Source organism: Christiangramia sp. OXR-203 (assembly GCF_034372165.1).
In the GTDB taxonomy this organism is placed as follows: domain Bacteria; phylum Bacteroidota; class Bacteroidia; order Flavobacteriales; family Flavobacteriaceae; genus Christiangramia.
On the sequence record NZ_CP139698.1, the window covers coordinates 1,006,239 to 1,032,486 of the forward strand.

A 26,248-nucleotide genomic window follows, 5' to 3' on the forward strand; every position below is an offset into this window, starting at 1 on the left:
TTTGTGATGCAAAAAGACACCCAGATATTTGATTTAATTGCGAAGGAAAAGGATCGCCAGTTGAATGGTTTGGAACTAATTGCGAGTGAAAATTTTGTAAGTGACGCCGTGCTGGAAGCAGCAGGATCTGTACTTACAAATAAGTATGCTGAAGGCTATCCGGGAAAGAGATATTATGGTGGCTGTGAGATCGTAGATCAGGTAGAGCAACTTGCTATCGACAGATTAAAAGAATTGTTCAATGCTGAATATGCCAACGTGCAACCACATTCTGGTTCACAAGCAAATACGGCAGTTTTCCATGCCTGTTTAAAACCCGGAGACAAGTTTCTTGGTTTTGATCTTTCACATGGTGGGCATTTAACGCATGGTTCTCCTGTGAATTTCTCCGGAAAATTATATGATCCTGTATTTTACGGGGTAGATAAGGAAAGCGGTTTGATCGATTATGATGCCGTTGCTGAAATTGCGAAGAAGGAGAAGCCGAAAATGATCATTGCAGGAGCATCTGCTTACAGTCGTGAAATAGATTATAAAAGATTCAGGGAAATAGCTGATAGTGTTAATGCAATTCTACTTGCAGATATCGCACACCCAGCTGGATTAATCGCCAAAGGTTTGATCTCAGACCCTATAGAGCATTGTCATATTGTGACTTCTACCACGCATAAGACTCTTCGTGGTCCCCGTGGAGGGATTATTATGATGGGGAAAGATTTCGACAATCCTTTTGGAGAGAAGCTTAAAAATGGAAATCTAAAGAAAATGTCGGCTTTACTGAATTCCGGGATCTTTCCAGGAAACCAGGGTGGACCTTTAGAGCATATCATTGCTGCGAAAGCGATCGCTTTTGGAGAGGCTCTTACAGATGAATTTCTTCATTATACAGTACAGGTAAAGAAAAATGCAAAAGAGCTGGCTAAAGCTTTCGTGGGTAAGGACTACCAAGTAATTTCAGGAGGGACAGATAATCATATGATGCTTATCGATCTTAGAAATAAAGGTGTAAGTGGTAAGGAAGCAGAAGAGGCACTTAGTAAAGCAGATATTACCGTGAATAAAAATATGGTGCCTTTCGATGATAAATCACCTTTTGTAACCTCAGGAATTAGAATTGGAACTCCGGCAGTGACCACACGTGGTCTTGTAGAGCAGGATATGCTAAAGATCGTTGAGTTTATCGATAGAGTCATCACTAATATTGAGAGTGATGAAGAATTGGCTAAAGTTAAAAGCGAAGTAAATACAATGATGAAAGATCTTCCATTATTTAAAATGTAAGATCTTTTAGATTCAGATAAAGTAAAAGCCATTCGAGAGAATGGCTTTTTATGTTTATAGAAAATATATGGCGATACACATGAGCAGAACAATGATCGCAGGTATATTTTTACTTAAAGGATCGCTAATCTTAAGGTGCATTATGATTGCGCCCAACATCATTATAGCTAGCCCAATCGCTGCAGGATCCACTAGGTATTCCAGGGAGATACCTGTAAGTAAGGCTATGGCCAGTGTAATCTTTATAAATCATACAATGTATACCATTACTTCAGGCAGGCCATAAGCTTGAAACTCTTCCTTCATATTCCCGGCATTACCACCCCTGTAACTGGTTTTGCTATTGAATCTAAGTAGCCAGACATTAAGAATTCCGAATCCAACTATTATTTGTAATATTATTTTTACGATCTCCATGATATTATTTTTCAGCAATATAGAGATGTTTATCTATAAATAGAAAAGTTTAAACAAAGTTTAAGAAGGAATAAAGTTAATTGACAAGAAAATTAACCTTTTATCAGCGTTTACTGGAATATCTGCTTGAGCTCATCAGAAATGCGCTGTGGTTTTTTTGTTCTTTGATCTAGTAAACACCAGGTAGTTTTGGCTTTCGCCAGTAGTTTTCCGGAATCATTATTTTTGATCACTACTTCCCGTATGGAAGTTACATGTGTAGTGTCAATAATTCTTGTTTCCAGCAGGATTTCATCATTGAGAAGAGCTTCCATCTTATAATCGATCTCATGTCTTACCACAACCCATGCTAGCCCTGCTTTCTGCTCTTCGGAAGCGCGGGACTCCCAATGCTCTTGTGCTACATCCTGAATCCATTGCACATAACGCACGTTGTTGACATGCTGCTGATCGTCTAGATCATCTTCTGAAACAGTAATGTATTTTTGATATATTTCGGAGTTTACAGACATTATTTCTCCATGATTTTTACTTCAAACAACGTATCCCATTTTTTACCGGTTACATAAAGTTTTCCGGTAGCAGCATTGTAAGCGATCCCGTTAAGAACATCGTTATTTGGATCTAAAGAATCTTTATTGCCCAGTTTATCCTGTAGTCCTTTAAAGTTAATAATACCTTCAATGGCTCCATTTTCAGGATTGATCATTGCAACACTGGGAAATTGATATGTGTTTGCGTAGATAAGTCCATCCACCCATTCCAGCTCATTGAATTTTGACTTAATAGCAGTATTGGTAGTTGGCTGGATATAACTTTTTTCGGCCAGGGTTTCAGGATCAAGGATCCAGATTTTCTCAGACCCATCACTTTTGAATATTTTTTCCTCGTTGTTACATAAACCCCATCCTTCCTTACTGGAATTGTACGCAAATGTGCCTTGTCTTTCGAAGGTGTTTGGATCATAGATAAATCCCTGACCTTCCTTCCAGGTTAATAACAGTAAACGGTCGTCCAAAATTGTAATTCCTTCAGCGAAATATTCATCTTCCAGGCTTATCTCTTTATACACTTCACCAGTTTCCAATTCGGTTTTGCGCAATTTTGATTTGCCGTACTGTCCAACGCTTTCGTAAAGAGTATCATTATGAAATTCAAGTCCCTGCGTGTACGCGTCAGTTTGATGTGGATACGTATTAACGATCTCGTAGGTGTAAACTTTCGGAGCGTTTGCGCTCATTATTTTTATGGACTTCTGAAGAGTGTCTTTTGTCGAATCATAATACACCACAGCAATAAGTTCTTGGTTTCCCAGTAAAACTGAATTTAGTTCAATTGACAGGTCTGAAGTGTTGCCAGTTGCAAGACGCTTTGTGCCTATAAAATAAGCGACCGAATCAAAACTTTTATTTTCCTTGCCTGTAATACTCGCTTTTAGAGTTTCGTTCTGGCTGAATTCCTTCTTCTTTTCAGAAATATTCAGAGAAAAATCAGATTTTTTATTTCCATTATTGCTTCCGCAGGAAAAAATAAATATGCTTAAAATAAAGAGTAACAGGAAGTTAAATTTTTTCATGTCAAAATAGGCTTGAATACTGAGCTAAATTAACCAATTCAGGATAAAAAAAGCTTGCGAAAAGTTACAAAGATTGTATATTTGCACCGGCAAGTCCCACACAACCAGCTCCTGCTGAATCCCCCAGGGCGGGAACGCAGCAAGGGTAGGCGGTCGTAGCGGTGTGATGTGGGTCGCTTGCCATTTTTTGTTTCTACAAAGTCCTAAAATTTATTGCATATTTGTGCGGTATGAAAAAGGGGAATTCTTCAGAAAAAATCGTACTTATCACCGGCGCTTCCTCAGGAATTGGTAAGTCAATCGCAAATTATCTTAGTCGGCAAAATTTCAAAGTTTATGGAACCTCACGTTCGCCTCAGAAATCTACGGATGAAAGCTTTACATTTTTACAATTAGATGTAACCAGGGAAGATACTATTAAGCTGGCTGTTGAAGATGTTATCGCCAGAGAAGGCAGGCTGGATATTCTGATCAATAATGCAGGAGTCGGTATTACCGGACCTTTGGAAGAGACTCCGGAAGATGAGATCAAGAAGGCTTTTGAGACCAATTACTACGGTCCGCTTAGAATGATCAAAAATGTACTGCCTTATATGCGTGATCGCAAATCTGGTCTTATTATTAATGTTACCAGTATTGCTGGTTATATGGGATTGCCATATCGTGGAATATACTCTGCAACTAAAGGTGCTCTTGAAATCACTGCTGAGGCTTACCGAATGGAAATTGCTCAGTTTGGAATTACAATGACCAATGTAGCGCCTGGAGATTTTGCTACTAATATTGCTTCTGGAAGATATCATGCCCCCGTTTTACCAACTTCACCTTATAAGAAAGTATATGGTGAAACACTTGATCTTATGAATCAACATGTTAGTGCAGGGCAGGATCCGCAACTAATGGCAAAGGCTATCCTCAAGATTATTAAGGATCCAGAGCCAAAAGTGCACTATCGGGTAGGCGAAATGTTGCAAAAAGTGTCTATCAAGCTAAAGGCATTACTGCCAGACAAACTTTACGAGAAGATGCTTATGAAGCATTATAAATTGTAATTTTGAGGAGCTTTTAAAATTAAACAACACAATTAATTCTATACAACTATGAAATTTTTTATTGATACAGCGAATCTGGATCAAATCAAAGAAGCACAGGCTTTAGGTGTGCTGGATGGTGTAACAACCAATCCATCGCTAATGGCGAAGGAAGGTATTACCGGGAAGGACAATATTATCGAGCATTACAAAAAGATCTGTGAGCTAGTAGATGGAGATGTTAGTGCAGAAGTTATTTCAACCGATCTTGATGGAATGATCAAGGAAGGTGAGGAGTTGGCAAAACTACACGACCAGATAGTGGTGAAGATCCCAATGATTAAAGAAGGTGTAAAAGCATTAAAATACTTTAGTGACCAGGGAATTAAGACAAATTGTACGCTGGTATTTTCAGCAGGGCAGGCGCTTTTAGCTGCAAAAGCTGGAGCTACTTATGTTTCTCCATTTATTGGAAGGCTTGATGATATCTCAACAGATGGTTTGAATCTTATTGCAGATATCAGACTTATATATGATAATTATGGATTTGAAACTCAGATCCTGGCAGCTTCAGTAAGACACACCATGCATGTACTGGAATGTGCGAAAATTGGAGCAGATGTTATGACTGGACCTATTTCTTCTATTGAAGGCTTATTAAAGCATCCTTTGACCGACATTGGTCTTGAAAAATTCCTAGCAGATTATAACAAGGGAAATAAGTAAGACTAGATTAAATATTATAAAAGGCTGCCGAGAGGTGGCCTTTTTTTATTGGGCAATGAATTTTTCTAATTCTTCCTCAAAATCGGAATTGCCAAATTGAATATCGCCTTTAACGATAATAGCGTCTTTATTCACGAAGAATAATTTATTTAAATATCTACGATTGGAATCTTTGGTAATCTGTCTTCGCGCTATCTGATATTCAAAAGATTTATCATAGCCAAAGGTCTCCAGTGTTCTAAGCCATTCTTCCCGCTCGTTGATGTCTACATTCACCCCTATAAAGTCCACTTGCGGATACTTATCTCTTAACGAACTAATAATATTATGTTGCCAGCGATGATGCGCAGGAGCATAAAGAGACCAGGCATAGGTGACTGTAGGTTTGTTGATTATTTCACCATATTTCAACTCTTTCCCTGAAGTGTTGACAGCCCATAGATCTGCAAGTGATTGGCCATTTAAATAAACTTTTTGAATTTCAGCAAGGTCACGAGCTTCTTCGATATGTGTGTACTCTATATCCTTTAGTAATTGTAATATGGAGTCTATCCTACTAACTTTTTCAGAATTAACGATCGCGAGCGTAGCAAGTCTGTCTAAAAATTCATTTTTCAGTGATTCAATATTAGAAAGAGAATCAATTAAGATCATTCTTCTTTCAATATTCTTATAGGAATTGATATTATAGCAATCCTTGTGTTCGTTATGCGTTCTCGTACAGTATTCGATCGCTTTTGATCTCAGGTAGTCATCAATAAAATTTGTATACACGTAATAATCCTGTAGTTCACGATTATTAAAATCTATCTCCTTACGGTAATTATTGAAGTCTTCTGGAATCTGGTCTCTGTAATCTCTACGATATTTATTGATTAGAAAAGTATATCGTTCTCTAAGATCAAAATATTCGTAATCTATACTTGCTCGAGCCACTTCAAGGAATTCTTCTGAAAATTCCCTGTCTTCTGAAAGTGTATTCAGCTTATTAATTCTTTGCTGCCTGATGGAATCAGTAATTCGGGCAAATTCTGAAGGTGCTATCTTGTAGTAAGTAAGAATAAGGTCATTATTCTGCTCATTCTTAAGAAACATGTCCAGCAGAAAATTACTTTTCTCAGCACCGGCGCCGCTAAAATTCAAAGACTCATCGAAAGAAAGTGTATTCAGGTAAATTAGAACACTGTCACCAGGCTCCATATACATGATCTGGCTTTCAGGAGGATGGTTAAAAGTGTAAATTCCAGCTTCCAGTTTAGGATAATTCTTTCCAAACTGATTCTTTGCATCCAGAAATAAGGTGTCTATGATCTTGTTCTCTTTTGAGATCACCACAAAGTCAGTTTCAGGGTTATTGATCTGACCGCCGAGATAAATTGTACCATTCTCATTGGAATCATTTGTACATCCACTGAAAATAAGCGCGCAACAAAGTGAAAGAAAATAAAAGTATTTCATTCCGTGTATTGGTATGAAGCTTTTCGGTCACTTCATTTTTTAACAAATATATTCTGTGCACCTGCGGAGCTGTGTTAAGTGTGCGTTAAAACGTATTTTTAAAACGTTAATCTTTCTTAGTAAGCTCCATAATAGCTACTTTTGCAAAAAATTAATTTTTATAGTTTATGCTTTCAGTATCAAACCTTTCTGTACAGTTTGGAAAAAGAGTTTTGTTTGACGAGGTGAATACTACTTTCACCCAGGGAAACTGTTACGGAATCATTGGTGCCAACGGTGCCGGTAAATCTACTTTTTTAAAGATATTATCTGGTAAATCTGAACCTACTTCCGGTCATGTTCATTTGGAACCAGGGAAGAGAATGTCTGTTCTGGAACAAGATCACAACGTATACGATGATTACCCGGTACTGGAAACAGTAATGCGTGGTAATAAGCCTCTATTTGCAGTGAAAACTGAAATGGATGCTTTATATGCCGATTATTCTGATGAAAATGCAGATAGAATTGGTGAATTACAGGTTTCTTTTGAAGAAATGGATGGATGGAACGCTGAGAGTAATGCGGCTTCCATGCTTTCGAATCTTGGGATCAAGACAGATATGCATTATGCACAAATGAAGGATCTTGATGGTACACAAAAGGTACGTGTACTTTTAGCACAGGCACTTTTTGGAAGTCCTGATGTGCTGATCATGGATGAGCCCACCAACGACCTGGATTATGAGACGATCACATGGTTGGAAAATTTTCTTGCGAACTATGATAATACGGTGATCGTGGTTTCTCATGACCGTCACTTCCTTGATTCGGTTTGTACGCATATTTCTGATATTGACTTCGGAAAAATCAATCACTTCTCAGGAAACTATACTTTCTGGTACGAGTCTTCCCAACTTGCAGCAAGACAGAGAGCACAGCAGAATAAAAAATCTGAAGAAAAGAAGAAGGAACTTCAGGAGTTTATACAGCGATTTTCTGCCAACGTGGCGAAGAGTAAGCAGGCTACTTCCAGAAAGAAAATGATCGATAAGCTTAATATTGATGAGATCAAGCCTTCCAGTAGAAGATATCCTGCTATCATTTTCGAAAGAGAGCGTGAAGCTGGAGATCAAATCCTGAATATTGAAGGTTTAGAAGCTAGTCTAGAAGGAGAAACTCTTTTCAGGAATATTAATATCAACCTTGCGAAAGGAGATAAAGTAGTGATTTACTCTAAGGACTCCAGAGCTACTTCAGCCTTCTACGAGATCATCAATGGAAAACAGGATGCTGTTGCAGGGAAATTCCAGTGGGGTGTGACCACTTCTCAAAGCTATTTACCAGCAGATAATTCAGAATATTTTGAATCAGATCTTACATTGGTAGACTGGTTGAGACAATGGGTGAAAACAGAAGAAGAGCGAGAAGAAGTTTATATACGTGGATTCCTTGGAAAGATGTTATTTAGTGGTGAAGAAGCCCTGAAAACCTGCAAAGTTCTTTCTGGAGGAGAAAAAGTGAGATGTATGTTGAGTAGAATGATGATGATAAGAGCAAACGTTCTTATGCTTGATGAGCCTACAAACCACCTTGACCTGGAATCTATTACTGCTTTTAATAACTCACTTAAGAACTTTAAAGGTACGGTGATGTTTACAACGCACGATCATGAATTTGCACAAACACTTGCAAACCGTGTGATCGAATTGACTCCTGGCGGAGTTATTGACAGGTATCTAAGTTTTGATGAATATATGAACGACAAAACTATTAAAGAACAACGAGAGAAAATGTATGCGGTAAAAGCTTAATACAATTCGAACATGTAGAAAAAGCCTGAAGAAATCCTTCAGGCTTTTTTGTTGGCTATAACAATTTTAAAACATCCCGCCACCGTCATTATCCTTATCTCGATCCTTACGCTGTAGGCTACGGTTCTTTCCACCGCCAAATCTATAAGAGACTCCCAGGTATACGGTTTGAGTTTCTCCTTTAAATCGTCCAACCTGATCAAAAGGTCTGCCGGCCAGGATATTGAATTCCTGAGTGTCAAAAACATCATTGAAATTGAGACTTACAGTAGCACGGTTATCATCGAGGAAGTTGTAACGGGCTCCAAGATTCATAAAATACATATGGTCGATGTCGTATTGAAGTGATTTCATTTTGCTTCGGTAGAAACCAAAAGCAGAGAAGGAAAGAGTCTCTGTGGCTTTGAAATTATGGCTGGTTCTAAAAGTGAAGGCGGTATTGTCTATTTCAGCAAATTCAGTTCCTACCAGTCCGCTAAAGGTTTGTTCATAAAGCTCAAAACCGGAGTTGGTACTCCACCATTTTGTAAATTTGTAGTTACTCGAGAATTCTAAACCATACATATCTGCATCTCCAGAATTCTGAAAAGTTAGAAACAGAGAGCCAGGTTCATTATCAAGCTCCGTGAAAATCTGATTAATTTCATCTACCGTTCTTCGGAAGAAAACACCTGCGCTAAGGCTTCCCTTGCGTTCAATTTTACGTGTATAATTAAACTCGAATGAATTGGTAAATTGTGGATCCAGCTCAGGATTCCCGGCAACAATAAGTCTTGGAGACGATACTTCCCTAATTGGATTGATCTGGCTGAAACCTGGTCTGTCGACTCTCCTACTATAACTTAAATTGTAGGTGTTCTTTTCATCTGGAGTAAAGTTTAAGAAGCCTGTAGGGTAGACCGTGAGATAGTCATCTTCATAGACACGTTCACCCTGAAAATCTGCTGTCACCTGGTAGCTCTCCAGTCTGGCACCAACCTGGTAACTCCATTTTTCAAAGTTCTGGCCAAAAGTGGAATATAAACTCAGGATATCACGATCATAGATATAATCGGCATTTGTAAACTGCGGATTGGTAGTGTTATAATCATTTTCAGTTTCTAGTAACCTGGCTTCTGCACCAAGTTCCAGGCGGGAAACATCATTTAAAGGATTGGTATAGTCAATATTGGAAATAAAATTTCTTCGGTCTTCAAATACCCGATCGATATATGGAATTAATTGAAGATCATTCTGGGCGAAATTAATATCTGCAACTTCATCTCCGTTATAATTATTGAAATCTGCTTCAAACTGAATCTCATGACCATCTTTTTCAAAATTGTGATCATATAGAAAATTATAGCTGGCATTGCTGTTATCGTAATTTACGTCCAGAAACTGGCGAAAGTTTCTTGACGCCCCATTAAAATCTGTAAAACTCAAAGCGCCAATTGGTCCGCCGTCATAAAGGTTCTGATTGGTATAAATACTGAAGGTATTATTGTCATCGAGATAGAAGTCAACGCCGATTTTGTACAAATAAGAATTATTTCGGTTTTCAACTTCAAACTCCTGTAGACTTTGAGATTCGGGAAGAAATATAGTTCCGCCGTTTTCGCGATCTCCAAAATTGCTTCCCAAGTTTCCGAAGAAATTGAATTTGCCATTACGATAATTCATGTCGAGTGACCCATTAAATCTTAGGTTTTCACCGTAGGTAAGACCGGTATTTAAATTGCCGTTAAAGCCATTAGTTGCATTTTTATGCAGTACAATATTAATTATTCCACTCATGCCTTCGGGATTGTATTTTGCTGAAGGATTTGTGATAAGCTCTATACTTTTAATGGAGGTGGAGGGAATTTGCTTTAGTAGTTGTGCAGGATCCATGTTAGTAGGCTTGCCGTCCACCAGAATTCGCACGTTGGAATTCCCGCGAAGAGAAATATTTCCATCCTGGTCTACATTCACAGATGGTATATTTACCATAATTTCTGAAGCACTGGCACCAGTTGTCATAAGATCTTTCCCGATATTAATGACTTTGCGATCCACTCGCTGTTCGATGGTAGTCCTTTCAGCAACTACTAGAGTTTCATCGAGCATGGCCACATCGGGTTCCAGGTAAAGAACCCCGATTTCGATATTGGTTCTTCGCTGTTCGATCACAATGTCTCTACGGAAAGTCTTGTAGCCTATGAATTGCACCTTTAATTCATAGGTTCCGGCCTTAAGATTTTCTACGATAAAGCTGCCGTCTTCAGCTGAAGTAATACCGGTGACAAGTTCACCTTCAGCATTATTAATGATAATCGTGGCATAAGGGATCGCTTCCTGGAGTTCGGCATCCATGATAGTTCCTGAGACATTTCCATTGGGATCGGTTTTAGCACTTGCAATTGATAAAAAGCTTAAAAATAAGCATAGAATTAACTGTTTCATTTTTTGATTGATTAGATGATTAATTATAACATATTACCTTGCAATGCATAATAGATGAAGCTATGTATTACAAAATGTGATGATACTACCTATAAGACGACTAAAAAATTCTCTTGTTACAATTATTTAAAAATAACCTGCGTTCATCAAGAAGATCAACGCAGGTTTGTGATATCATGGTCATTAACACTAACCATCATAATTAAATCGATGATACCACAAAGGGCGCTCCTCAATTTAAAGACTGATCTATCTAGAGATTGTTACAGTAAAATTTATTTACTTTACCATTATGAAGAAGAAAACACTGGTTCTGGGTGCTTCCTTAAAACCCAATAGATATTCCCATCTCGCCATTAACAGACTTGTGAAATTTAAACAACCTACTGTGGCAATTGGTCTTAGAGAAGGAACGGTAGATGGTGTAAAGATCCATACAGAAATGGAAGATTTTGAAGACATCGATACCGTTACCCTATATCTTAATGCGAAAAGACAGGAACAGTATTACGATTATATCATATCACTGAATCCAAAAAGAGTGATTTTCAACCCTGGAACTGAAAACCCGGAGCTATACACATTGCTTCGGAAGAATAATATCTACTTCGAAAATGCCTGTACGCTGGTACTACTTTCTTCTCAGCAATATTAAGCCTAAGAAAGTTAGAAAACCATTCAGAATCAGGATAAAGAATCCAAATTCGAATCCAAACCAGGTAAGACTGTTTACGCTGATGATGTAGGAAAGAACCGGAGCAAGAATGGCAATTGGCGGCACTAGTTTATCTTTTACCTGCCACTTCGTAAAAAGTCCAAACGCATACAGACCAAGTAATGGCCCATAAGTGTAACCAGCGAACTGAAACAATTTGTTGATCACACTTTTATCAGCGATCGCATATTTAAAGGCAAGCATCACCAGGACTAATAATATGGAGATCGCAATATGAATTTGCTTTCTTATCCTAATCTGTTTCTTCTCATCATATTTTTTTTCAATATCCAGGATATCGATACTAAAGGATGTTGTCAGACTAGTAAGAGCGCTGTCAGCACTGGAATAGGCGGCAGCGATAAGTCCCAGGATAAAGAAAACTGCTACGGCAAAACCAAGATTACCGCTGGCAGCTATCGCCGGAAATAATTCATCCTTCGTTTCGGTAATACCATTAAGATCGGCATAATCGGTTAAAAGTACTCCTAATGCCAGAAACAGGAAGTTTACGAAAACCAATACAATGGTAAACCAGAACATATTTTTCTGCGCATCTTTCAGGCTTCTGCAGGTAAGGTTTTTCTGCATCATATCCTGATCCAGACCAGTCATGACGATAGCGATGAACGCCCCGGAAAGGAACTGTTTTACAAAGTGATCTTTGCTTTTCCAATCGTCGAAGAAGAAGATCTGGGAATGCTCACTTTCTGCTAAATAATTCATAAGATTTGCTACAGAGAACCCGAGATCTTCAGAAATAAAATAGATGGTAATCCCCAGTGCTAGCAGCATAAAGAAGGTTTGCAGGGTATCTGTCCAGACGATGGTCTTAATCCCACTTTTAAAGGTATACAGCCAGATAAGCAGGATGGTGATAGAAACCGTGATGTAATATGGAACACCTAAAGCATCAAATACGATAAGCTGTAGCACATTCGCCACCAGGAAAAGCCTGAAACTTGCACCAACAACACGGCTTAGCAGGAAAAAAGAAGCGCCTGTTTTATACGAAGCATTCCCAAATCGGGTATCTAGGTAAGTATATATGGAGGTAAGGTTAAGCTTATAATAAAGTGGAAGTAAAGCCTGCCCAATCACCGCGTATCCAACGGTATATCCAAGTACGACCTGGAAGTAACTAAAAGAGTCGGTTTCAACGGTGCCGGGGATGGAGATAAAGGTGATCCCACTCAGCGAAGCACCAATCATTCCGAAAGCTACCAGATACCAGGGAGCCTGTTTATTCGCTTTAAAAAATTCAGCATTACTGCCTCCTCTTCCAGTGAAGTAGGAAATAAGAATAAGTACTGCAAAATAGGCGGCGATTAGAATAAGTACCTGGTATGGTTGCATAATTTTTCTTTAAAGCGGGCAATTTACAAATTAAGCTGAAGCTAATTTCATACGGCAAAAAAATCATAAATTCGCGTATGGATTTTTCATCAAAATTACTGGAACAGGCAGTAGACGAAATGTCTCAGTTGCCGGGAATAGGAAAGCGAACAGCGCTAAGACTGGTACTTCATTTACTGAAACAACCGGAGGAGCAGACCTCCAGGCTGTCAAAATCCCTGCTCGATCTACGCGAGAATATTAAGCTTTGTAGTAATTGCTTCAACATTAGCGATACCGAGCTTTGTGAGATCTGTGCGAATCCTAACCGCGTTTCAGAAATTGTATGTGTGGTCGAAGATATTCGCGACGTGATGGCTATTGAGAATACCGGACAGTATCGGGGGCATTATCATGTACTTGGAGGAAAAATAAGTCCTATGGATGGGATTGGACCTTCGCAGTTAACAATAAAAGATTTGATTGAAAAGGTTCGAGAGGGGAAGATCGAGGAGATCATATTCGCCTTGAGCAGCACGCTTGAAGGTGATACAACGAATTTCTATATTTTCAAGCAACTGGAAGGAACCGGAATCAAAACCTCTACGATCGCCAGAGGAATTTCTGTAGGAGATGAGCTGGAATATGCAGATGAGGTGACCTTAGGAAGAAGTATAACGAATAGAATTCCCTTTGAAAATAGCCTGAAAAGCTAGAACTGGCGTAGAAACTAATAATAACATGAAGCATAAATTTATGCGAATCTTTTTCAATTACGTTGTTGAAATTGTAATTTTAGCGGGAGTTTGATAAGTATACTTGTTTGAAAGAATGTCAGTATAATTCAATTTTATTGATTTTTTAATACTTAATAAGTGTTAATTTGATTAAATTCGCAACCTGAATAATAAAAATCGCATCTGATTTAACGATATGGCAAAATTTGAATTGAAGTTACCTAAAATGGGTGAAAGTGTTGCAGAAGCAACCATAACAAGCTGGCTTAAGGAAGTTGGAGATGCTATTGAAATGGATGAGCCGGTACTTGAGATCGCTACAGACAAAGTTGATAGTGAAGTCCCTTCAGAAGTCGACGGGACCCTTGTGGAAAAACTTTTCGAAGCTGATGATGTGGTAAAAGTAGGTCAGGTGATCGCTATTATCGAAACCGATGGTGATGAGGATTCTTCTTCAGAAGAACAAGAGGAAGAAGCAGCTCCGGCTGAAGTAGCAGAAGTTTCTAAATCTGTTGAAACTGCCAAAGAAACTGCTTCCGCAGAAACTAGCGTAGATTATTCAGATTCTGATAAATTCTATTCTCCACTAGTAAAGAATATCGCGAAGGAAGAAGGGATTTCACTTTCTGAACTTGATTCTATAAATGGAACCGGAAAAGATTCGCGAGTTACCAAAAATGATATTTTAGAGTACGTAGAGAACAGAAAAAAAGGCGGAAATGCAGCAGTGACGGAGTCAGCTCCTAAAGCTGCCGAATCTAAAGATCTTGAGCAGAAAGTATCCAGCCAACCAGAACCTGTAGTTAGCGGGGAGGATGAGATCGTCGAGATGAGCAGAATGGGTAAAATGATCGCTCATCATATGGTGGACAGCGTTCAGAAATCTGCACATGTACAGTCATTTATTGAAGTAGATGTTACAAATATCTGGAACTGGAGAAATAAGCATAAAAATGAATTTCAGAAGAAAGAAGGAGAGAAACTAACTTTCACTCCAATCTTTATGGAAGCTGTGGCAAAAGCAATTCGCGATTTCCCAATGGTGAATATTTCTGTGAACGAAGATGCTACTAAAATTATCAAGAAGAAAAATATTAATCTTGGAATGGCTGCGGCGCTTCCAGATGGTAATTTGATCGTTCCAGTGATCAAAAATGCAGACAGGCTCAATCTTGTTGGAATGGCGAAGGCGGTAAATGACCTGGCTAATCGTGCAAGACAAAATAAATTGAAACCAGATGATATCCAGGGAGGTACTTATACGGTAACCAATGTTGGTACTTTTGGAAGTATTATGGGAACTCCCATTATCAACCAGCCACAAGTAGGAATTCTTGCTCTTGGTGCAATTCGTAAAATGCCAGCGGTGATAGAAACGCCTGATGGTGATTTTATTGGAATACGATACAAGATGATACTTTCTCACAGTTATGATCACCGTGTGGTGAACGGCGCCCTTGGAGGTCAGTTCGTTCAGCGTGTGGCTCAATACCTTGAGGGATTCGACAAGGATCGCGAAATTTAGATCCTGAATAATATTTGAAAAGCCGGACGTTGTTCCGGCTTTTTTTTATTTAAAACAGTTCGGGTTTTGTGGCCCGGCATCAAATTATACTATTTTTACAAAAATAATTCGACGATGGAACTTAAACTTACCAGGCCTATTTGCTTTTTTGATCTCGAAACTACGGGAACTAATATTTCCAAAGACCGTATTGTGGAAATGGCAATACTCAAAGTCTACCCAAACGGTAATAAAGAAAGCTATACCTGGCTGGTAAATCCAGAATGTGAGATTCCAAAAGAGGTGATCGCAATTCATGGCATCGATAATGAAAAAGTGGCGAATGAGCCAACCTTCCAGCAACTGGCAACGAAAGTTCATGATCTTATCAAAGGATGTGATCTTGCCGGCTATAACTCCAATAGATTTGATATACCATTACTGGCTGAGGAATTGCTTCGTGCGGGAATTGATTTTGAGATGAAGAATGTTGTTGCCGTAGATGTTCAAACGATCTTCCATAAAAAAGAACAGCGTACTTTATCTGCTGCTTACCAGTTTTACTGCGGAAAAGAACTTGAAGGCGCACATGGCGCAGAAGCAGATACCGAAGCGACCTACGAAGTATTAAAATCTCAGTTGGATCGATACAACGATCTTGAAAATGATATGAAATGGCTGGCAGATTTCAGCTCCCGCAAGAAGTTTGCAGATTTCGCCGGATTCATAAGTTTCGATAAAAAAGGAAGAGAAGTGTTTTCTTTCGGGAAGTATCGCGGGAAGCAGGTAGAGCAGGTGCTTGAGGATGAACCGGGATATTTTGGCTGGATGCAAAATGCAGATTTTCCACTTTACACTAAGAAAGTGCTTACGGCTATCAAATTGAGAAAGCTAAATACCAAACTATCCTGATTGAAAACTTCTGCTTTACTCTTTAACTTTTTTCTATTTACTGCCATTGGTGTAGCGCAAAACTTAAGAATAGCGGGAAGAGTAATAGATAGTGCTACTAGCCAACCCCTGCCTTACGCACATATCATGTTTGAGAATTACAGGCTTGGAACCAGCACTGATGAACAGGGCATGTTTGCATTCAATGTTGCAGACAGCCTGAAGAATGAAATGCTCATTTTTACTCATGTTGGCTACGAGCAGGAATTACTGAAAATCTCTGATCTGGAAAAGCAGCGATTGGTACCAATGAACGCACTTACCGAAGGTCTGGGAGAGTTGATGATCACACCTGTTCAGGATAATAGGTATTTTACTTACAGGCCTGATTGGCGCTTTGAAACTGTTGGGATTGGAAATATGAATGCTGCGCTTTATCCTTCCACCATAGCGCGTTATTACCCAAAACCTGAAAAGTTTGATGCAGCTGCTTTTATAAAAGAGATCACCGTTTATTTTTATGCTACGGAAGAGCAAAAAGGTTTAAGTCCGAAATTTCGTATTCATTTGTATAATGTAAACGAAAACGGACTTCCAGGAAAGGATATCACCCAGAACATCGTTGTCACCAAACCAGTAGGTAAAAATAAGGTTGATGTCGAATTGCTTAACCAGAAAATTCAGATTCCTGAAGAGGGTTTTTATATAGGTCTGGAACATCTTTTCATTAAGGAGAACGAGTATTTCGAAGTGAAGGATTACTATATCAATAATGAGCTAGTAGCAGAAGATTATAGAAATAAGCGTTATGGACCAGTTTATAAAGGTGTGTTCACTCCTGAAGAATCCAACTTTAAAGTATACTTTTTCGAACCCGGAGGCTGGGTGGATATTAGAACCTGGGATATTACGTATGATGACAGGGAAGGTAAATATGTAATTCCTGAATTTAAAATCAAAATCACCAATTAGTATGAGAAGGTTCTACACCATTTTGGTTTTGCTGGTTATAGCTATTTCTTCAAATGCTCAAGATGGAATAATTGATGGAGTAGTGGTCGATTCTGTTACCAAAGAGGCTTTGGCGTTTGCTAATATCTATGTGTTAAATACCACTCTGGGAACTACAAGCAATGAAAATGGTTATTTTCAGCTTAAGGAACCTAATGCAGGCCAGAATCTTCGCTTTGGATATGTGGGTTACAATTCAAAAGATATCACCTATGTCAATAAACAGTTGGATACTATATTTCTTTCCTCAAATAAGGAAGAGCTAAACGAAGTAGTTGTTCAGGCTCCTTCACAAGATAAAACCATTAAAATAAACGGCTCAAAATCAAAAGGTAAGTTAGGAATCTCAAATTCAGGAGATGATGAAGGAGCTCACATATTTTTACGCTATTTCCCTAAGCCATCTGAATTTAGAGATAAAGCGGCTTACCTGAATTCTGCAGAATTCTTTCTTTTTAAAGGTATAGGTGGTGTCAAACGTAATTATATTTTCCGGATCCGAATCATGAGACTTACTGAAGATGATGAACCAGGTTATGATCTAATTGATAATATTACTTTAACGGGAAGGCCTGGATCAAAGATTCTTGTAGATCTTGAGCGAGAAAGAATTCTAATTCCTGAGAATGGGTTTCTGATAGGGGTGGAAGGCTTGCAGATTGATCAGAATTATATAAGAACTTCTAAGTTGCTTCTTGAAAATGGTAAGTATAAAGAATTAAAAAGGTACGGTCCTACATTTAAGGTCGTAGAATCAAAAGATCCGGTTTACTACCTAAGTAGAGGAGAATGGAAAAAAATGCAAATGCCGGTACCGGCAATGAACCTTATAATCACCAATTAGCATGAAAATTATTTGCGTAGGTAGAAATTATACAGATCATATTTCAGAATTGAAAAATGAGAAGCCAGAGGAGCCTGTGTTATTTCAAAAGCCCGATACTTCGATCTTATTGAAAAAGCAGCCATTTTTTATCCCAGATTTTTCTAATGATATTCATTATGAAGTAGAGGTTTTGGTGAAGATCAAGAAAATAGGGAAACATATTCAGGAGAAATTTGCACACAAATATTATGACGAAATAGGACTGGGAATTGACTTCACGGCCAGGGATCTTCAAAATAAATTAAAAGAAAAAGGACTGCCCTGGGAGAAATCCAAAGCTTTTGATGGTGCTGCTGTGATCTCAGACAAGTGGTTGCAAAAAGAGGAACTACCTGCGGTAGATGCACTCAATTTCAGGCTCGAAAAAAATGAAGCAGTAGTACAATCTTCATCAACCGCTCATATGCTTTGGAAAATTGATGAATTAATTGCTTATATTTCGTCGTATTTCACCCTTAAAATTGGTGATATCATCTTTACAGGAACACCTGCCGGAGTAGGAAATGTCGCTACAGACGACAGATTAACAGGTTACCTGGAGAATCAACAAATGTTTTCTATCAAAGTAAAATAATTTTAAATGAGTAACTATAATCTTGACGACGTTAAGGAAATGGCTGGCGGCGATGAAGAATTTTTATTAGTAGTAGTCCAGACTTTTCTTGAGGAAATTCCGCCAGATGTCGCTGCGATGAATGAAGCCATTGATAATGATAATCCTTCCCTGGCTTACCAGTATGCTCATAAAATGAAACCGAACCTACAAATGTTTGGTCTAAATCTGATGGAGCAGATTAAAGTAATTGAAGCCTGGTCTAAGCATGGTCAAAGAAAAGATGAGGTGCCTCAAGCTTCAGAAATTATCACTAAGAAGGTTGACGTTGCTACAGAAGCTTTAAAAAGAGATTTTAATTTAGGATGAAAGCTGAAATCGTAACCATTGGTGATGAGATCCTAATTGGACAGATCGTGGATACAAACTCGGTTTATATTTCCAAGCAACTTAATAAAATTGGGGTAAGCGTTCACCAGATCACTTCTATCCAGGATAATCGCGAACATATTTTGCAAACCTTAGAGGAGGCTTCGTCCCGAGCAGATATCATAATTATAACTGGTGGGTTAGGCCCAACTAAAGATGATATTACTAAGAAATGTCTCTGCGAATTTTTTGATGATAATCTTGTAAAAAACGACAAAGTTCTCCATCATATTGAAGAGCTTTTTGAGAAATATATAGACACTCCAATTTCAGACCTAAACCGGGAGCAGGCGATGTTGCCGTCCAAGGCAATTGCATTGCATAACGAATATGGAACCGCTGCAGGAATGTGGTTTAAAAAAGGTGATCAGGTCTTTGTGTCTATGCCGGGCGTGCCATATGAAATGCGCGGACTCATGGAGCACGAGATCATCCCACGAATAATGTCTGAATTTTCCAGACCGGTTATTCTTCATAAAACCGTTATTACCCTGGGGCTTGGAGAAAGCGCAATCGCCGAGCGTATAGAGGCCTGGGAGGATCAATTACCTGCACATATTAAGCTTGCTTATTTACCTAATCTGGGTAGAGTGAGACTCAGGCTTAGTGCACGAGGAACAGATCATAAGGAGTTGGAAGCTGCCATTGATGAACAGATTCTTGAATTGCGTAAGCTCGTTGGGGAGATCATGTATGGTTTTGAGGATGATGATCCAGTGGAAATGGTCATTGCAAAGTTGCTTGAAAAGAATAACTGGACGCTTTCTACTGCGGAAAGTTGTACAGGAGGTCGACTTGCTTCCAGGTTTACAGAAGCGCCAGGTTCCTCGAAGACTTTTAAAGGAAGCATGGTATGTTATGCAACCCAATCTAAAATTGATCTGCTCGATGTTCCGGAAAAGCTAATAAAAGAAAAGTCTGTCGTAAGTGCTGAAGTTGCCAAAGCTATGGCAGAAGGTGCTCGTAAAAAGTTTGATACAGATATTGCGGTGTCTACTACAGGCAATGCCGGACCTGAAAAAGGTGATAGCAATGCAGAAGTCGGTACTGTTTTTATTGGACTGGCTACTCCCGGGGAAACACATGCATTTGAATTCATGTTTAGCAATCACCGGGAGAAGGTGATAGGTAAAACAGTGAACAAAAGCCTACAGATCTTACTTGAACAAATACTAAAACTTCAGGCTACAGATTGAAACTCAATCTAATATCTTAAACTTTTTTAAAAATTGGTATTTGATCCTTTGATCATTATCATTAAAAAAATGTATTTTTGCATCCGCTCAGGCTCAATGGCGGTACTTAACGGCGATTCAAGAAGAATATTTTCGGAGTAAAATATTTTTTTTCATTTTGTTGTCTGTTAGGTAAAAAAATCGTTAATTTGCAGCCTGTTTTGAAATAACGAGAAAAGTATAGAGCAATGTCAAGAGTTTGTGAACTTACCGGGAAAAAAGCAATGGTTGGGAATAATGTTTCTCACGCCATGAACAAGACTAAACGTAAATTTAACGCCAATCTGGTTAAAAAACGTTTTTTCCTTCCTGAAGAAGATAGATGGATCACTTTAAAAGTGTGTACATCTGCATTAAAAGATATCAATAAAAAAGGCATTTCTGCCGTAATTAAGGAAGCTAAAGCAAAAGGATTTCTTCAGAAATAATCCCAAGCAGCACCTAAAAATATTTCACAATGGCAAAGAAAGGTAACAGAGTTCAGGTAATTCTAGAGTGTACAGAGCATAAAGCAACTGGACAACCAGGTACTTCAAGATATATTACTACAAAAAATAAGAAAAATACACCGGATAGAATGGAGTTGAAGAAATTCAATCCTATTCTTAAGAAAATGACGGTTCATAAAGAAATTAAATAATTGAGTCATGGCAAAGAAATCAGTAGCATCTATTCAAACAGGATCTAAAAGATTAACCAAAGCAATAAAAATGGTTAAATCTGAGAAAACCGGTGCCTACACATTTGTAGAACAAATCATGGCTCCGGAAGACGTTAACGACTTCTTGAAGAAGTAAGTATCGCTCACAAACGATTTTAAATAATCATAAAAAGCCGTCCTGGATTTATTCTGGACGGCTTTTTCTTTTTATGTATCTTTATTGCCGATAAAAAGGGGCTGAATGGCTTCTTTTACATATTAACCTGCCAGAATAAAATGAGTTTATTTAAAAAGATATTTTCTAAAGAGAAAAAAGAAAACCTTGACAAGGGACTGGAAAAATCCAAAGCCAGTTTTTTTGATAAAATGAGCAAGGCAGTTGCCGGAAAGACCAAAGTTGATGAAGAGGTTTTGGACGATCTGGAAAATGTACTTGTAAGTAGCGATGTGGGAGTTGCAACTACCATTAAGATCATTAATAGAATTGAAGAGCGCGTTGCCCGGGATAAATACCTTGGTACAGATGAGCTGAATAAAATTCTACGTGAAGAGATCGCAGCATTACTTTCTGAAACTAACAAGGGTGAAGGTTCGGAAATTAGCCTTCCTGAAGGGAAAAGGCCATATGTAATTATGGTAGTAGGTGTAAATGGTGTTGGTAAAACCACTACTATTGGGAAACTTGCCAATCAATTCAAGAATTCAGGAAAAAAGGTAGTACTCGGAGCTGCAGATACTTTTCGCGCCGCCGCTATAGACCAGTTACAAATCTGGGCTGATCGTACAGATGTACCAATCATTAAGCAGAAAATGGGAAGTGATCCCGCTTCAGTTGCATTTGATACCGTGCAAAGCGCTGTGAAGCTGGGTGCAGATGTGGTTCTTATTGATACTGCCGGAAGATTGCATAACAAGGTGAACCTGATGAAGGAACTTACCAAGATCAAAAGAGTAATGCAAAAAACCATTCCAGAGGCACCTCACGAGGTGATGCTGGTGTTGGATGGTTCTACCGGGCAGAATGCTTTTGAGCAGGCTAAGCAGTTTACTGCGGCTACAGAGGTAACTTCACTTGCTGTTACTAAATTGGATGGTACGGCGAAAGGTGGTGTGGTGATCGGGATTAGTGATCAATTTCAAATTCCTGTAAAATATATTGGAGTAGGAGAAAGAGTGGAGGATTTGCAGGTTTTCAATAAATATGAATTTGTAGACTCATTCTTTAAATAATGAAACAATTATTTCTCCTTTTAGTGCTGGGAACTCTGCTGACTTCCTGTAAAAATGATCCACAAAATTCAGAAGAAGTTCAAAACGCTGAAGATTCTACTTCGGTTTCTTCGGAAGAGCGGGAATTTAAAGTTCTGGATTCAGAATATATTACGGCAGACAGTTTATGGGTGCCATTTGAAAAAGATTTAGATGAATTTACTTCCGAAGTTTATGAGGAAGTAAAAGCTTTGGTTTTTGAAAAATCTATTCCGGAAATTCAGGAATCTATAGCCGCAGGAAAACTCACTTACGAAGAACTATCTTTGTTTTATTTAACCAGAATCAGAGAATATGACCGTGAAAACGAGCTTTCTCTAAATTCGGTGATTTCTCTGAATCCTGATCTTATTACTGAAGCAAGGAAAAAAGATGAGCAACTGAAGAACTCAAACAACAATCATCCTATTTACGGGATTCCGGTACTACTGAAGGATAATATCAATACGAAGGCTATGCCAACTACGGCTGGTGCTGAAGCCTTGAAAGGTAATCAAACGGGTGATGCGTTTATAGTGGAGCGACTTAAAAAGAATGGTGCACTTATACTAGGCAAGGCCAATCTCAGTGAATGGGCTTATTTCTTCTGTGGTGAGTGTCCAAGCGGATATTCGGCAGTTGGAGGACAAACCCTGAATCCTTATGGTAGGAAAATTCATGATACTGGCGGATCAAGTTCTGGTAGCGGAGTAGCGGTAGCTGCCAATCTCGCTCCTGTAGCAGTGGGTTCTGAAACTTCCGGTTCTATCTTATCACCATCAAGCTCAAACTCCATCGTAGGATTAAAGCCTACAATTGGTTTGTTGAGCCGCGGCGGAATTGTACCAATTTCAAGCACTTTGGATACTCCAGGTCCTATGACCCGATCTGTGATCGATAATGCGATCTTACTTTCTGCTATGACCGGAGTCGATTCAGAAGATCCTGCTTCTTCTGCAGCAAAACAACTCTCGAATCTTTACAAGGATCTTAAAAACTCCAGTCTTAAAGGAAAACGATTTGGAGTGATCAAAAGTTTAAAGTCAGATTCACTGTACATGAGGGCACTGGCTGATCTTGAAAAAGCCGGCGCGACTATTATAGAATATGAAGCGGAAGAGATCGATCTTCCAAATTTTTTAAGATTACTGAACCTGGATATGCAAAAAGATCTTCCAGAATATTTTCAGAAATATGGTGGAGAAGTTGATTTCAAAAATGTTCAGGATGTTGTGGATTACAATGCCATGGATTCAGTACAAAGAGCTCCTTACGGGCAGGCTTTATTTCTGGGAATCTTAAAGGATTCAGCCAGTACAGAGGAATTTGCAGCGATCAAGGATACTTTAAAAACCAACGGTACGCGATTCCTGAGCAAACCAATCAAAGAGCATAATCTGGATGCGATTATCTCTATTAATAATTATCATGCTGGTTATGCTGCGGTAGCGAAATATCCGGCGATCACGGTTCCTATGGGATACACTGAAGAAAATCAGCCAATGGGAGTAACCTTTATAAGTGAACCTTTTTCAGAAAAGCAATTGCTGGAATTTGCATACGCATTTGAAAAGACTTCCAAACGTAGAAAAACACCGAAGGATTACAATGAGTGAAAAAGCAGACAGATACCTGGTCCTGATTTCCAAAATCATATTTTTTTACAGCATCTTCTTCGTAGTGATGAAAGTTATTTCGATGTTTCAGGGGGCTTGGGTGATTCCAAATTTAATTTTATCTCTGCCCTATCTAGTTTTTGGACTGGTTGGCGGTTATATGGTAAAATATAACAAGTATCACTGGGCATATGTAATTGCCGGAGTTATCTTAATAAGTATCGTACGCTATTACGAAGTAGAGTGGATGCTTCAGCTTCAGGAACGTTTTTGATAGTCAAAGCACTAAATCAATATTTTCTACTCTGGATCTTAGCAGAAAGTTTAGGCCTGCACTCGCGACCTATAGAAACCTGAATTAATCCCAATTAGTTTATTCAGCTTAAAATTAGGTGTATAAATTTTACACCTTATCTTTGCACCCGCTTAGATTTCTGGATTCAGATCTGTTAAGCATTTAGAAAGCAATATATTATGAGGACGAAATCGCTTAAAAAGAATAGAATTAATGTAGTAACTCTGGGTTGTAGCAAGAATGTTTACGATTCAGAAGTTTTGATGGGGCAGCTTCAGGCGAATGATAAAGATGTGGTTCATGAAGGCGAAGGTAATATCGTAGTGATAAATACCTGTGGTTTTATTGATAACGCAAAGGAACAGTCCGTTAATACAATTCTGGAATTCGTTGAGAAAAAGCAGGAAGGTTCTGTAGACAAAGTGTTTGTAACCGGATGTTTAAGTGAGCGTTACAAACCAGATCTTCAGAAGGAAATTCCAGACGTGGACCAATATTTTGGAACTACTGAACTGCCAGGATTGCTTTCAGCTCTGGAAGCCGATTACAAACATGAACTTATTGGCGAGCGTCTAACTACTACACCAAAAAATTACGCATATCTAAAGATTGCTGAAGGTTGTGACCGTCCATGTTCATTTTGTGCTATTCCATTAATGCGTGGTGGACATAAGTCGACACCAATCGAAAACCTTGTGATAGAGGCAGAGAAACTTGCTGCGAACGGAGTCAAAGAACTTATTTTGATCGCTCAGGATCTTACCTATTACGGTCTGGATCTATATAAAAAGAGAAATCTGGCGGAATTGCTCGAGAATCTCGTAAAGGTTGAAGGTATTGAGTGGATTCGTTTGCATTATGCTTTTCCAACGGGGTTCCCAATGGATGTTTTGGATGTAATGAACCGAGAACCTAAAGTTTGTAATTATCTTGACATTCCTCTACAGCATATTAATGATGAACTTCTGAAGTCCATGCGACGAGGAACTACTCATGATAAAACCACTAATTTGCTTAAGAAATTTAGAGCAACTGTTCCAGAAATGGCGATTAGAACTACACTAATCGTTGGTTATCCAGGTGAAACTGAAGAAAATTTCCAGGAATTGAAAGAATGGGTCCAGGAAATGCGTTTTGAAAGACTTGGATGTTTTACTTATTCTCATGAAGAGAACACTCATGCATTTAATCTTGTAGACGATGTTCCTCAGGAAGTGAAGCAGGGGCGTGCAAACGAGATCATGGAAATTCAGTCACAGATCTCTTGGGAACTTAATCAGCAAAAGATCGGGAAGATTCTTAACGTCATCATAGACAGAAAAGAAGGCAATTACTTTATTGGTAGAACTGAAGCAGATTCCCCAGATGTTGATAATGAGGTTTTGATAGATGCCACGACAGTATATTTGAAGACCGGTGATTTTTACGAAGTTGAAATTACAGATGCCGCCGACTTTGATCTTTACGCAAAGCCAATCAACGTAGAAACCAAGAAGCCTGTTCGTAAAGAACTTAAGATCCGCACAGTCTAATTTAAAAACCTAGATTTGAATAAAATAGAGAAAACTCCACATTTTCTTAGAGGGAATATGCCATATTTTCTTGGTGGTTTCTATGTCCTTATGGGTATCGCGGCATACTTCAGTATAGGTGATTCATTTTATCTTTCTTATTTACCATTAGGAATTATAGCCGCTGTAGTTGGTTATTTCCGAAGAGAGAATAGAAAGGAATTTATCAAGTGGGACAGTAAGAAGATCGTGCTTCAGGATCAAATCAATGGTAAGAAATCGTATTCCTGGACAGCGGTGGATGACTTTATAATTAGTGAAGAAAACCTGCTCATCAAATCTGGCCCTGCTGATGGTGTTTATTTCGAGATCAGAGAATTTTCACAAACCGATATAGCGAAACTAAGATCTGCCTATCCCGAATTTGCAAACCTAAAACACTCCGCCTGATGCAGCGTATAAGCAGGAAGCTAAGTTTTTTTAGAAGGAATCAGTTTCTGTTATTTGGTGTTTTCTGGACTTTAATGAGCATTTTTTACCTACTCTCTCAATTACTAGTAGAGGAAGACGGTACTTTCAACTATTATATGAGTTTTGGATATTTTGTAATTGGGCTGCTCTATTTTTATCAAAACTACCGATATGGACACAAAAAAGGAGAGTTTATAGAGTGGAACGATACTGTGCTAAATTACCAGCAAAACTTCGGAAAATTTTATTCTTTTAAGTTAAACAGCCTTATCAATATTACAGTAACCCGAGAGAATTTAATTATCAAGGCTCAAAATGCGCAAGGCACTATGGCTTCGCTTAAGGGATATTCTGAAGAAGATATAGCTAAACTAAGGGGAAATTTGATAGTATGTAGCCAGTTTTCTTCGCTGTGAAAATAAAACTGAATCAGATAATTAATGA

29 protein-coding genes and 1 other RNA gene are annotated in these 26,248 nt (G+C 38.6%); 23 read left to right on the forward strand and 7 right to left on the reverse strand.

Annotated features, from left to right (window positions below; genetic code table 11):
• Positions 1-6: 6 nt before the first annotated feature.
• Entirely contained in the window at positions 7-1,281 is a 1,275-nt protein-coding gene (glyA, locus tag T8I65_RS04690) for a serine hydroxymethyltransferase (protein WP_322302249.1), read from the forward strand.
• A 54-nt stretch (positions 1,282-1,335) separates the two neighbouring features.
• Here the strand turns inward: glyA and T8I65_RS04695 are convergent, their stop codons facing one another.
• The 4 genes from T8I65_RS04695 to T8I65_RS04710 all read right to left on the reverse strand — a co-directional run bounded on the left by T8I65_RS04695 (position 1,336) and on the right by T8I65_RS04710 (position 3,274).
• A complete protein-coding gene (locus T8I65_RS04695; RefSeq protein ID WP_322302250.1) occupies positions 1,336-1,473 on the reverse strand; it encodes a DoxX family protein in 138 nt (45 codons plus the stop codon).
• Between the two features lie 57 nt (positions 1,474-1,530).
• The gene (locus T8I65_RS04700) at positions 1,531-1,716 is read right to left on the reverse strand and encodes a hypothetical protein (protein WP_322302251.1); all 186 of its coding nucleotides are present in this window, start codon (positions 1,714-1,716) and stop codon (positions 1,531-1,533) included.
• 92 nt (positions 1,717-1,808) lie between these two features.
• Positions 1,809-2,210, reverse strand: coding sequence for an acyl-CoA thioesterase (locus T8I65_RS04705; protein WP_322302252.1), 402 nt, complete (start codon positions 2,208-2,210; stop codon positions 1,809-1,811).
• On the reverse strand, positions 2,210-3,274 hold the full coding sequence (locus T8I65_RS04710) for a glutaminyl-peptide cyclotransferase (RefSeq protein ID WP_322302253.1): 1,065 nt from the start codon (positions 3,272-3,274) through the stop codon (positions 2,210-2,212). Before T8I65_RS04710 ends, T8I65_RS04705 begins: the two co-directional genes overlap by 1 nt.
• Positions 3,275-3,361: 87 nt before the next feature.
• Here T8I65_RS04710 and ffs point away from each other — a divergent pair.
• The 3 genes from ffs (at position 3,362) to fsa (ending at position 5,031) form a co-directional block, all read left to right on the forward strand.
• Positions 3,362-3,460, forward strand: an RNA gene (gene ffs, locus T8I65_RS04715) — signal recognition particle sRNA small type.
• 44 nt (positions 3,461-3,504) lie between these two features.
• The gene (locus T8I65_RS04720) at positions 3,505-4,326 is read left to right on the forward strand and encodes an SDR family oxidoreductase (protein ID WP_322302254.1); all 822 of its coding nucleotides are present in this window, start codon (positions 3,505-3,507) and stop codon (positions 4,324-4,326) included.
• A gap of 48 nt (positions 4,327-4,374) precedes the next feature.
• Complete coding sequence (fsa, locus tag T8I65_RS04725) at positions 4,375-5,031, forward strand: fructose-6-phosphate aldolase (RefSeq protein ID WP_322302255.1); 657 nt, start codon at positions 4,375-4,377, stop codon at positions 5,029-5,031.
• A 45-nt stretch (positions 5,032-5,076) separates the two neighbouring features.
• Here fsa and T8I65_RS04730 read toward each other — a convergent pair whose 3' ends face one another.
• Positions 5,077-6,489, reverse strand: a complete 1,413-nt coding sequence (locus tag T8I65_RS04730) for a hypothetical protein (RefSeq protein WP_322302256.1) — start codon at positions 6,487-6,489, stop codon at positions 5,077-5,079.
• 167 nt (positions 6,490-6,656) lie between these two features.
• Between T8I65_RS04730 and T8I65_RS04735 the strand changes: the two genes are divergently transcribed.
• Entirely contained in the window at positions 6,657-8,282 is a 1,626-nt protein-coding gene (locus T8I65_RS04735) for an ABC-F family ATP-binding cassette domain-containing protein (RefSeq protein ID WP_322302257.1), read from the forward strand.
• Positions 8,283-8,348: 66 nt separating this feature from the next.
• On the opposite strand, the gene T8I65_RS04740 is transcribed toward T8I65_RS04735, so the two are convergent.
• Positions 8,349-10,706, reverse strand: a complete 2,358-nt coding sequence (locus T8I65_RS04740) for a TonB-dependent receptor domain-containing protein (protein WP_322302258.1) — start codon at positions 10,704-10,706, stop codon at positions 8,349-8,351.
• Between the two features lie 292 nt (positions 10,707-10,998).
• Here T8I65_RS04740 and T8I65_RS04745 point away from each other — a divergent pair, with 292 nt between their 5' ends.
• Positions 10,999-11,361: a CoA-binding protein gene (locus tag T8I65_RS04745; protein WP_322302259.1), complete on the forward strand. Its 363-nt coding sequence runs from the start codon at positions 10,999-11,001 to the stop codon at positions 11,359-11,361.
• Here T8I65_RS04745 and T8I65_RS04750 read toward each other — a convergent pair.
• Positions 11,338-12,777, reverse strand: a complete 1,440-nt coding sequence (locus T8I65_RS04750; RefSeq protein WP_322302260.1) for a sodium:solute symporter — start codon at positions 12,775-12,777, stop codon at positions 11,338-11,340. The genes T8I65_RS04745 and T8I65_RS04750 overlap by 24 nt on opposite strands.
• 77 nt (positions 12,778-12,854) lie before the next feature.
• Between T8I65_RS04750 and recR the strand changes: the two genes are divergently transcribed.
• From recR to T8I65_RS04835, 17 genes are all read left to right on the forward strand, one after another.
• On the forward strand, positions 12,855-13,472 hold the full coding sequence (recR, locus tag T8I65_RS04755; protein WP_322302261.1) for a recombination mediator RecR: 618 nt from the start codon (positions 12,855-12,857) through the stop codon (positions 13,470-13,472).
• A 217-nt stretch (positions 13,473-13,689) separates the two neighbouring features.
• A complete protein-coding gene (locus T8I65_RS04760; protein ID WP_322302262.1) occupies positions 13,690-15,018 on the forward strand; it encodes a dihydrolipoamide acetyltransferase family protein in 1,329 nt (442 codons plus the stop codon).
• 114 nt (positions 15,019-15,132) lie between these two features.
• Positions 15,133-15,909, forward strand: coding sequence for a 3'-5' exonuclease (locus T8I65_RS04765; RefSeq protein WP_322302263.1), 777 nt, complete (start codon positions 15,133-15,135; stop codon positions 15,907-15,909).
• A complete protein-coding gene (locus tag T8I65_RS04770; protein ID WP_322302264.1) occupies positions 15,910-16,860 on the forward strand; it encodes a carboxypeptidase-like regulatory domain-containing protein in 951 nt (316 codons plus the stop codon).
• A 1-nt stretch (position 16,861) separates the two neighbouring features.
• A complete protein-coding gene (locus T8I65_RS04775) occupies positions 16,862-17,743 on the forward strand; it encodes a carboxypeptidase-like regulatory domain-containing protein (RefSeq protein WP_322302265.1) in 882 nt (293 codons plus the stop codon).
• Between the two features lies 1 nt (position 17,744).
• The gene (locus T8I65_RS04780; protein WP_322302266.1) at positions 17,745-18,359 is read left to right on the forward strand and encodes a fumarylacetoacetate hydrolase family protein; all 615 of its coding nucleotides are present in this window, start codon (positions 17,745-17,747) and stop codon (positions 18,357-18,359) included.
• Between the two features lie 6 nt (positions 18,360-18,365).
• Complete coding sequence (locus T8I65_RS04785) at positions 18,366-18,707, forward strand: Hpt domain-containing protein (RefSeq protein ID WP_322302267.1); 342 nt, start codon at positions 18,366-18,368, stop codon at positions 18,705-18,707.
• Positions 18,704-19,963: a competence/damage-inducible protein A gene (locus tag T8I65_RS04790; RefSeq protein ID WP_322302268.1), complete on the forward strand. Its 1,260-nt coding sequence runs from the start codon at positions 18,704-18,706 to the stop codon at positions 19,961-19,963. The genes T8I65_RS04785 and T8I65_RS04790 overlap by 4 nt, the downstream gene beginning before the upstream one ends.
• Positions 19,964-20,190: 227 nt before the next feature.
• A complete protein-coding gene (gene rpmB, locus T8I65_RS04795; RefSeq protein ID WP_026915534.1) occupies positions 20,191-20,430 on the forward strand; it encodes a 50S ribosomal protein L28 in 240 nt (79 codons plus the stop codon).
• A 29-nt stretch (positions 20,431-20,459) separates the two neighbouring features.
• The gene (gene rpmG, locus T8I65_RS04800; RefSeq protein WP_057480125.1) at positions 20,460-20,642 is read left to right on the forward strand and encodes a 50S ribosomal protein L33; all 183 of its coding nucleotides are present in this window, start codon (positions 20,460-20,462) and stop codon (positions 20,640-20,642) included.
• 7 nt (positions 20,643-20,649) lie between these two features.
• Entirely contained in the window at positions 20,650-20,799 is a 150-nt protein-coding gene (locus T8I65_RS04805) for a DUF4295 domain-containing protein (RefSeq protein WP_084509775.1), read from the forward strand.
• 140 nt (positions 20,800-20,939) lie between these two features.
• Positions 20,940-21,893: a signal recognition particle-docking protein FtsY gene (gene ftsY / locus T8I65_RS04810; protein ID WP_322302269.1), complete on the forward strand. Its 954-nt coding sequence runs from the start codon at positions 20,940-20,942 to the stop codon at positions 21,891-21,893.
• On the forward strand, positions 21,893-23,527 hold the full coding sequence (locus T8I65_RS04815; protein WP_322302270.1) for an amidase family protein: 1,635 nt from the start codon (positions 21,893-21,895) through the stop codon (positions 23,525-23,527). Before ftsY ends, T8I65_RS04815 begins: the two co-directional genes overlap by 1 nt.
• A complete protein-coding gene (locus tag T8I65_RS04820) occupies positions 23,520-23,801 on the forward strand; it encodes a hypothetical protein (protein WP_299153575.1) in 282 nt (93 codons plus the stop codon). The genes T8I65_RS04815 and T8I65_RS04820 overlap by 8 nt, the downstream gene beginning before the upstream one ends.
• Positions 23,802-24,001: 200 nt before the next feature.
• The gene (gene rimO / locus T8I65_RS04825; protein ID WP_322302271.1) at positions 24,002-25,354 is read left to right on the forward strand and encodes a 30S ribosomal protein S12 methylthiotransferase RimO; all 1,353 of its coding nucleotides are present in this window, start codon (positions 24,002-24,004) and stop codon (positions 25,352-25,354) included.
• Between the two features lie 15 nt (positions 25,355-25,369).
• On the forward strand, positions 25,370-25,783 hold the full coding sequence (locus T8I65_RS04830) for a hypothetical protein (protein WP_322302272.1): 414 nt from the start codon (positions 25,370-25,372) through the stop codon (positions 25,781-25,783).
• On the forward strand, positions 25,783-26,220 hold the full coding sequence (locus tag T8I65_RS04835) for a hypothetical protein (protein WP_322302273.1): 438 nt from the start codon (positions 25,783-25,785) through the stop codon (positions 26,218-26,220). Before T8I65_RS04830 ends, T8I65_RS04835 begins: the two co-directional genes overlap by 1 nt.
• The last annotated feature ends 28 nt before the right edge of the window (positions 26,221-26,248 follow it).